General features: G+C 65.3%; 5 protein-coding genes. 2 read left to right on the top strand and 3 right to left on the bottom strand.

All coding sequences use genetic code 11. The annotated features are described in order from the left end of the window. Window positions 1-83: 83 nt before the first annotated feature. The 3 genes from ngg to mnmC all read right to left on the bottom strand — a co-directional run bounded on the left by ngg (window position 84) and on the right by mnmC (window position 5727). On the bottom strand, window positions 84-1826 hold the full coding sequence (ngg, locus tag ACPZMI_RS02955) for an N-acetylglutaminylglutamine synthetase (protein WP_426351635.1): 1743 nt from the start codon (window positions 1824-1826) through the stop codon (window positions 84-86). A gap of 3 nt (window positions 1827-1829) precedes the next feature. Further along, complete coding sequence (locus ACPZMI_RS02960) at window positions 1830-3617, bottom strand: N-acetylglutaminylglutamine amidotransferase (RefSeq protein WP_426351636.1); 1788 nt, start codon at window positions 3615-3617, stop codon at window positions 1830-1832. Between the two features lie 124 nt (window positions 3618-3741). After that, window positions 3742-5727, bottom strand: coding sequence for a bifunctional tRNA (5-methylaminomethyl-2-thiouridine)(34)-methyltransferase MnmC2/FAD-dependent 5-carboxymethylaminomethyl-2-thiouridine(34) oxidoreductase MnmC1 (gene mnmC / locus ACPZMI_RS02965; RefSeq protein WP_288376236.1), 1986 nt, complete (start codon window positions 5725-5727; stop codon window positions 3742-3744). 132 nt (window positions 5728-5859) lie between these two features. Between mnmC and pap the strand changes: the two genes are divergently transcribed. Further along, the gene (pap, locus tag ACPZMI_RS02970; RefSeq protein WP_186666661.1) at window positions 5860-7353 is read left to right on the top strand and encodes a polyphosphate:AMP phosphotransferase; all 1494 of its coding nucleotides are present in this window, start codon (window positions 5860-5862) and stop codon (window positions 7351-7353) included. 135 nt (window positions 7354-7488) lie between these two features. After that, window positions 7489-8451 (top strand): DMT family transporter, encoded by a 963-nt coding sequence (locus ACPZMI_RS02975; protein WP_426351637.1) that lies wholly within the window; start codon window positions 7489-7491, stop codon window positions 8449-8451. Window positions 8452-8546 lie beyond the last annotated feature (95 nt).

Here is an 8546-nt window from a genome sequence, read left to right on the forward strand (position 1 = left end):
GGGGATTCTTGGGGGTCTTTACGGTTTTTTTTGTGTCCAATCCCCTTCAACCAGGTCTTGCCCTCAAAAAGGCCAGCAGCGATTCAGGCCATGGGCTGGCTATGCGGGAACAGCAGATCCACGAACCGCTCCGCAGTCGGCTGCGGTTCATGGTTGGCCAGCCCGGCCCGCTCGTTGGCTTCGATGATCACGTAGTCTGGCTGCTGCGCATCGCGCACCATCAGGTCCAGCCCGACCACCGGAATTTCCAGTGCCCGCGCAGCCCTCACCGCCGCATCGGCGAGCACCGGGTGCAACTGTTCGGTGACATCTTCCAGGGTGCCGCCCGTGTGCAGGTTTGCCGTGCGCCGCACCGCCAGGCGCTGGCCTGCGGGTAATACGTCTTCAAAGCCCAGCCCGCAGGCGCGCAGGGTGCGCTCGGTTTCCTCATCCATCGGGATGCGGCTTTCACCCCCGGTTGCGGCCTGGCGACGGCGGCTCTGGGCCTCGATCAGTGCCTTTATGGTGTGCTTGCCGTCGCCGATCACTTCGGCCGGATGGCGAATGGCGGCGGCCACCACCTCGAAGCCGATCACCAGGATGCGCAGGTCGAAACCGGCGTGGAAGCTCTCGAGCAGCACGCGGCTGTCGAAACGCCGGGCGTGCTCCACAGCCTGGCTGATCTCGTCGTATTCGGTGAGGTTGACCGCGACACCCTGGCCCTGCTCGCCATCCACCGGCTTGACCACCACGGCGCCATGCTCTTCGAGAAAAGCCAGGTTGTCGTCGGCGTTGCCGGCCAATTGCTGGGCAGGCACCTGCAGGCCGGCATCGTGCAGCACCTTGCGGGTCAGGCGCTTGTCCTGGCACAGGGTCATGGTCACGGCGCTGGTCAAGTCACTCAGTGATTCGCGACAGCGAATCCTGCGCCCGCCCAGGCTCAGGGTGAACAGCCCGGCGCTGGCGTCGTCCACCTGGACTTCGATACCACGGCGCAGGGCTTCGTTGACGATGATCCGCGCGTAGGGATTGAGCCCGGCTTCAGGGCCAGGGCCGAGGAACAGTTCCTGGTTGATGCCATTCCTGCGCTTGACGGCGAAGGTGGGCAGGTTGCGAAAGCCCAGCTTCTGGTAAAGCCGCTTGGCCTGGCGGTTGTCGTGCATCACCGACAGGTCGAGGTAAGCCAGGCCGCGGCTCATGAAGTGCTCCACCAGATGGCGCACCAGCACTTCGCCGACACCCGGACGGCTGCACTGCGGGGAGACGGCCAGGCACCACAGGCTGCTGCCGTGCTCGGGGTCGTCGAAAGCCTTGCTGTGGTTCAGCCCCATGACGCTGCCGATCACCGCGCCGGTGTCTTCGTCCTCGGCCATCCAGTACACCGGGCCGCCCAGGTGGCGCGGGGTGAGCAGCTCGGGATTGACCGGCATCATGCCGCGCGCCTGGTACAGCGTGTTGATTGCTTGCCAGTCGCCTTCGGCCTGCGCGCGGCGGATGCGAAAGCCCCGGAACACGCGCTGCGCCGGGCGGTAGTCGGTGAACCACAGGCGCAGGGTGTCGGAGGGGTCGAGAAACAGCTGTTGCGGCGCCTGGGCCAGCAACTGCTGGGGGGCCGCCACGTACAGGGCGATGTCACGTTCGCCGGGCTGTTCGTCGAGCATGGCCTCGGCAAGTTGTGCAGGGTCAGGGTAGGTGTGGCCGATCAGCAACCGCCCCCAGCCGCAGTGCACCGCACGCGGTTGGTCGTGCGGGTCGCTGCCGTCGCCCGCCAGGCGGGCCTGCAGGCGTTCGTAGGAGGGCGCCTGGCCGCGCAGCAGGCGCTGGCCATAGGCACTATGGGCTTTCATCGGTCAGATTCCTTGTTCGCTGAGCCACAGGTTCAGGGCCGCCAATTGCCACAGCTTGGAGCCGCGCAGCGGGGTCAGTTGGCCATGCGGGTTGCTCAGCAGGCGGTCGAGCATCGCCGGGTTGAACAGGCCGCGGTCCTGGCTCGGGTCGGTCAGCAGTTCGCGTACCCAGCCAAGGGTCGCGCCCTCCAGGTGCTTGAGGCCGGGTACGGGGAAGTAGCCCTTCTTGCGGTCGATGACTTCATGGGGAATGACCCGTCGCGCCGCCTGCTTGAGCACCTGCTTGCCACCGTCGGGCAGCTTGAAGCGCGCTGGGATACGGGCAGAAAGTTCGACCAGGCGATAGTCGAGGAACGGCGTACGTGCCTCCAGCCCCCAGGCCATGGTCATGTTGTCGACACGCTTGACCGGGTCGTCGACCAGCATCACCGTGCTGTCCAGGCGCAGGGCCTTGTCCACCGCATGGGTTGCACCGGGGCGGGCGAAGTGCTCGCGGACGAAATCGCCAGCGGCATCGTTGTCCAGCAACCAGGGGGCCTGCACGGTGTCGCGGTATTCGTCGTGGCTACGGTCGAAGAACGCCTTGCGATAGGCGCCGAAGGCATCCTCGGCGCCATCGACCTGCGGATACCAGTGGTAACCGGCGAACAATTCGTCGGCGCCCTGGCCGCTCTGCACGCCCTTGCAGTGCTTGGCGACTTCACGCGAGAGCAGATAGAAGGCGATGCAGTCGTGGCTGACCATCGGCTCGCTCATGGCGCGGAAGGCGGCCGGCAATTGCTCGATGATCTCGTGTTCGGCGATGCGCAGCTGGTGGTGGCGGGTGCCGTAGTGCTTGGCGATCAGGTCCGAGTACTGGAACTCGTCGCCACGTTCGCCGCCGGCATCCTCGAAACCGATGGAGAACGTCGACAGGTCGTCCACACCGACCTCGCGCAGCAGGCCGACCAGCAGACTGGAGTCGACACCGCCTGACAGCAGCACGCCGACATCCACAGCCGCGCGCTGGCGGATCGCCACGGCATCGCGGGTGGCATCGAGCACGCGGGTGGTCCAGCCTTCGAGATCGAGGTCCTGCTCGTCCGGGTTCGGGCCGTAATGCAGCTGCCACCAGGTCTGGCGCTCGACTTCACCGTGGCGGTCGATGCGCATCCAGGTGCCGGGCTCGAGCTTCTGCACGTTGGCCAGCATCGTGCGCGGGGCGGGCACCACGGCGTGGAAGTTGAGGTAGTGGTTGAGCGCCACCGGATCGATCATCGGGTCGATGTCGCCGCCCTTGAGCAGCGCCGGCAGGGTCGAGGCGAAGCGCAGGCGCTCGCCGTTGCGCGACAGGTACAGCGGCTTGACCCCGAGGCGGTCGCGGGCCAGGAACAGGCGCTGGTTGTCGCGTTCCCAGATGGCCAGGGCAAACATGCCGTTGAGCTTGGGCAGCAGCGCGGCGCCCCAGGCGTGGTAGCCCTTGAGCAGCACTTCGGTGTCGCCGTCGGACCAGAACCTGTAACCCAGGTCCTGCAGTTCCTGGCGCAGCTCCGGGAAGTTGTAGATGGCGCCGTTGAAGGCCAGGGACAGGCCGAGGGTGTTATCGACCATCGGCTGCGCCGAGCCGTCGGACAGGTCCATGATCTTCAGGCGCCGATGGCCGAGGGCGATCGGCCCCTGGCTATGGAAGCCCCAGGCATCAGGGCCGCGTGGCGCCAGATGGTGGGTGATGCGCTCCACCGCGGCGAGATCCGCCGGGCGGGGGGCTTGGTCGATGGGGGTGAAACGTAACTCTCCTGCTAATCCGCACATAAGTCCTTACCGGTTTTGCCGTTGGGGAAAGAGTGCCCCCACATGGGGCACCTTAAGGAACTGACCCAGGGGATTTGCGGGAGTTTTAGATCAATCTGTTATATGCGACGAGTGGTGCACCGTTTCATTTGCCGCGAATCAACTTGCGCAGCGTGAACCGGTTTGGATGACAGGCCTCGGCCACAGCCCGAGGCACCGGCAGTGGTTCGCCACTGGCCCAGGCAGCGATCAGCTCGCCGCTCAGAGGCGCAGTGATCAGGCCGCGTGAGCCATGGCCGCTGTTGACGTACAGGCCTTCCAGCCAGGGGCAGTCGATGGCCGGGACCTGTCGGGCATCCTTGGCCAGCATTGAATAGGTCGTGCTGAACGCAGCAGGGTCGGCCAGCGGCCCGACGATCGGCAGGTAATCCGGGCTGGTGCAACGGAACGCTGCACGCCCCTGCAGTTGCGCCGGATCCAGTGCGCTCGTATCGAGGCGCTGCGCCAGGTCGGCAGAAATCGCCTCCAGCAGGCCAAGATTGCTTGCGTGCTCGCCGGCAGTGGGGGCGAGGTCGAGGCTATGGAAGTCGAAACTGGCGCCGAGGGTATGCTCGCCGTCGCGCGCCGGTGCGACGTAGCCGTCGGCGCAGACCACGGTGCCCAGCGCCTGGCTGCGCTCGGTCAGTGGCAGGCGGGTGATCTGTCCGCGGATACGCTTGAGCGGCAGCTCGGCGCATGCCTCGAAGTTGCATATCTCAGCGGCGCCGGCCAGTACCACCAGCGGCGCACTGGCCAGTAATTGTTCGCCGTCCCAGGCCTGCCACAGACCGTCGATGCGGCGCAGTTCGATCACCTGGTGATGGTTGAGCAGGCGGATGCGTGGATGTTGCAGTTGCGCGTGGCACAGTGCGGGCGGGTGTACCCAGCCACCCTCGGGGTAGAACAGCCCACCGCTGGCCAGGGCGACCCCGGCGACCGCTTCGGCCTGCTCGCGATCCAGGCACTGCAGCAGGCTGCTGTCAAAGGCGCTGGCCAGCTTGGCCTGGCGCTCGGCTTCCTTGGTGTCGAAGGCCAGTTGCAGCACGCCGCAGTCGTCCCAGTCACGGCCACGCTGCAGGCGTTCTAGCCAACGGCGGGTGTAGCCGAACCCGGCGAGAATCATCTGCGACAAGGCAGTGCCATGCGCCGAGAGCTTGAGGTACAGCACGCCCTGGGGGTTGCCGGAAGCCTCTCGGGCCGGGGCGTCGTGGCGCTCCAGCACCTCGACCTGCCAACCGCGTGCGGCCAGGCTGGCGGCGCTGGCGCAACCGGCCAGCCCGGCGCCGATGACCAGTGCGCGACGGGGGCCGTTCACGGGGGCGGGGCGTGCATACCAGGGGGTGGGTTGCGGCGGTGTCGGCAGGTCTTCAGGCCAGCCGACGAATTCTCCCCCCATCACTTCCCACTTCTTGCCCAGCCCCGGCACTTTCTTGATCGCAAAACCGGCGGCCGCCAGGCCACGGCGTACCCAGCCGGTGGTGGTAAAAGTCCCCAGCGTGGTGCCGGGGCGTGACAGCCGCGCCAGTTGCGCGAACAGTTCCGGCGTCCACATGTCCGGGTTCTTCGCCGGAGCGAAACCGTCCAGAAACCAGGCGTCGATGGGCGCGTCGAGCTGAGGCAACTGTTCCAGCACGTCACCGACCAGCAGGGTGAGGGTGATCCGGCCCTGTTCGAAGCTGAATTGCTGGAAGCCCGGGTGCACTGCCACGTACTGCGCCAGCAAGGGTTCGCTGTAGGGCGCAAGCTCCGGCCACAGCGCTGCAGCGCGGGCCAAGTCGGCGCGGCTCAGCGGGTACTTCTCGACACTGACGAAGTGCAGCCGCGCCTCGGGGTGGGCTTTTTCTGCGAACAGTTGCCAGGCACAGAAGAAGTTCATGCCGGTACCAAAACCGGTCTCGCCGATCACCAGGCAGGCGTGTGGCGCAAGCTCGGCGAAGCGCCGGGCCAGGTGGTTGCGTTCGAGGAAGACGTATACCGTTTCGTGCACGCCCTCGTTCTTCGAGAAGTAGACGTCGTCGTATTGCCGCGAGTGAGGGCGGCCCTGGTCGTCCCAGTCGATCTGGGCGTGCTGGGGGAGTGGGGTATCAGGCATGGTCTGTTCGGCTGGCAGTGAGGCGGAGATTTTATGCCATCTGCGTCGCCGACGCTGTATCCGCCGTGGTGAAGAGGGCGCAAGACTGGCGTGCAATCCGCTACTCTTGCTTATCCATCGAAGGAGTGAGTCATGTTCGAATCTGCGGAGATCGGTCACAGCATCGACAAGGATACCTACGAGGCCGAGGTGCCGGCCCTGCGCGAGGCGTTGCTGGAGGCCCAGTTCGAGCTCAAGCAGCAGGCGCGCTTTCCGGTCATCGTGCTGATCAACGGCATTGAGGGCGCCGGCAAGGGCGAGACGGTGAAGCTGCTCAACGAGTGGATGGACCCGCGGATGATCGAAGTGCTGACCTTCGACCAGCAGACCGATGAGGAGCTGGCTCGTCCGCCGGCGTGGCGCTACTGGCGCGCCCTGCCGCCCAAGGGGCGCATGGGCGTGTTCTTCGGTAATTGGTACAGCCAGATGATTCAGGGGCGGGTGCATGGCCGCTTCAAGGATGCGGTGCTGGACCAGGCCATTACTGGCGCCGAGCGCCTTGAGCAGATGCTTTGTGACGAAGGCGCGCTGATCATCAAGTTCTGGTTCCATCTCTCCAAGAAGCAGATGAAGACCCGGCTTAAGGCCCTGCGCGACGACCCGTTGCACAGCTGGCGGATCAGCCCGCTGGACTGGCAGCAGTCGCAGACCTACGACCGCTTCGTGCGCTTTGGCGAGCGGGTGCTGCGCCGCACCAGCCGCGACTACGCGCCTTGGCATGTGATCGAAGGTGTCGATCCGTACTATCGGGCGCTGGCGGTAGGGCGCATTCTGCTTGAAAGTCTGCAGTCGGCGCTGGCCAACGCGCCGAAGGGCAAGCACCAGGGCAATGTCGCGCCATTTGGGCGCAGTATCGATCAATTGAGCCTGCTCGGTGCCCTGGATCTCACCCAGCGCCTCGACAAGCACGACTACCAGAAGCAGCTGGTCGCCGAGCAGGCGCGCCTGGCCGGGCTGCTGCGGCACAAGCGCATGCGTGAGCATGCCCTAATCGCGGTGTTCGAAGGCAACGATGCAGCAGGTAAAGGAGGAGCGATCCGCCGCGTGGCTGCTGCGCTGGACCCACGCCAGTACCGCATCGTGCCGATCGCCGCACCCACCGAGGAGGAGCGCGCCCAGCCTTACTTGTGGCGCTTTTGGCGACATGTGCCGGCGCGCGGCAAGTTCACCATCTTCGACCGCTCCTGGTATGGCAGGGTACTGGTCGAGCGGGTCGAAGGGTTCTGCACCCCGGCCGACTGGATGCGCGCCTATGGCGAGATCAATGATTTCGAGGAGCAGTTGAGCAACGCGGGCATCGTGGTCGTGAAGTTCTGGCTGGCAATCGACCAAGAGACACAGTTGCAGCGTTTCGAGGAACGTGAAGAGATCCCGTTCAAGCGCTACAAGATCACCGAGGAAGACTGGCGCAACCGCGACAAGTGGGATGTGTACGCCGAGGCTGTGGGCGACATGGTCGATCGTACCAGCACCGAGATAGCCCCCTGGACACTGGTGGAGGCCAACGACAAGCGCTGGGCGCGGGTCAAGGTGCTGCGCACCATCAACGATGCACTGGAGGCGGCGTTCGCCAAGCACAAGAAGTAACGCCCCTCACGCCGCGGGGCAGCCATGCCCCGCAGGAATGACCCGATGAATTCTTTTCCCGCCACTTTCTGCCAGCCCCACCTTTGCAGCCCTTAGACTTCAGTCACCCCACTCAGGGCATTGATCGAGGACGCTATGCACATTTCTTCCGGACGCTGGGTCCATGGGCTGTTCCTGGCACTGCTGACCGCGCTGTTGTGGGGCATTCTGCCGATCAAGCTCAAGCAGGTACTGCAGGTGATGGACCCGATCACGGTCACCTGGTATCGGCTGCTGGTCTCCGGCGGCCTGTTGTTCGCCTGGCTGGCCGCGAACCGGCGCCTGCCGCCGTTCCAGCGCCTGGGGCGCAAGGGCTTTGGCCTGGTAGCGGTGGCCGTGTGTGGGCTGATGGGCAATTATGTGCTGTACCTGGTCGGTCTCAAACTGCTCAGCCCGGGCACCGCGCAACTGGTGGTGCAACTGGGGCCGGTGCTGTTGCTGGTGGCCAGTGTGTTCGTGTTCAAGGAGCGTTTCAGCTTGGGCCAGGGTATCGGATTGCTGGTGCTGCTGGCCGGTTTCGGGCTGTTCTTCAACCAGCGCCTGGACGAACTGCTGACATCACTTGGGGCCTACACCACCGGTGTACTGACGATCATCCTGGCCACCAGCATCTGGGTGTTCTATGCCCTGAGCCAGAAGCAACTGCTGTCGGTCTGGCACTCGCAACAGGTGATGATGGTGATCTACCTGTGCTGTGCGGCGCTGCTGACGCCCTGGGTGCATCCGCTGGAGGCGCTGCAACTGACGGCTGTACAAGGCTGGTTGCTGCTGGCGTGCTGCCTGAACACCCTGGTCGCCTATGGCGCATTTGCCGAGGCCTTGGCGCATTGGGAAGCATCGCGGGTGAGTGCGACCTTGGCACTGACGCCACTGGTCACCTTTGTTGCGGTGGCACTGTCGGCCTGGGTGTGGCCTGAGTACGTGCATGCCGAACAGATCAATGCGCTGGGCTATGCCGGGGCGGTGACGGTGGTGGCAGGGTCGGCACTGGTGGCGCTGGGGCCTTCGCTGATGGCGGGGTGGCGGGCGCGGCGGGCCAGGGTGGCAGAGGTTCACTGATGATCGGCGGTGACCGCTTCGCGGGGGGGGAAGGTTACACCAAACACCCCTCCTCCCCTTTGTGCTGGGTGCGTTCTGCCTCGCCCTCATCTCCA

The organism is Pseudomonas wayambapalatensis (assembly GCF_049942315.1).
Taxonomy (GTDB): Bacteria; Pseudomonadota; Gammaproteobacteria; order Pseudomonadales; family Pseudomonadaceae; genus Aquipseudomonas; species Aquipseudomonas wayambapalatensis.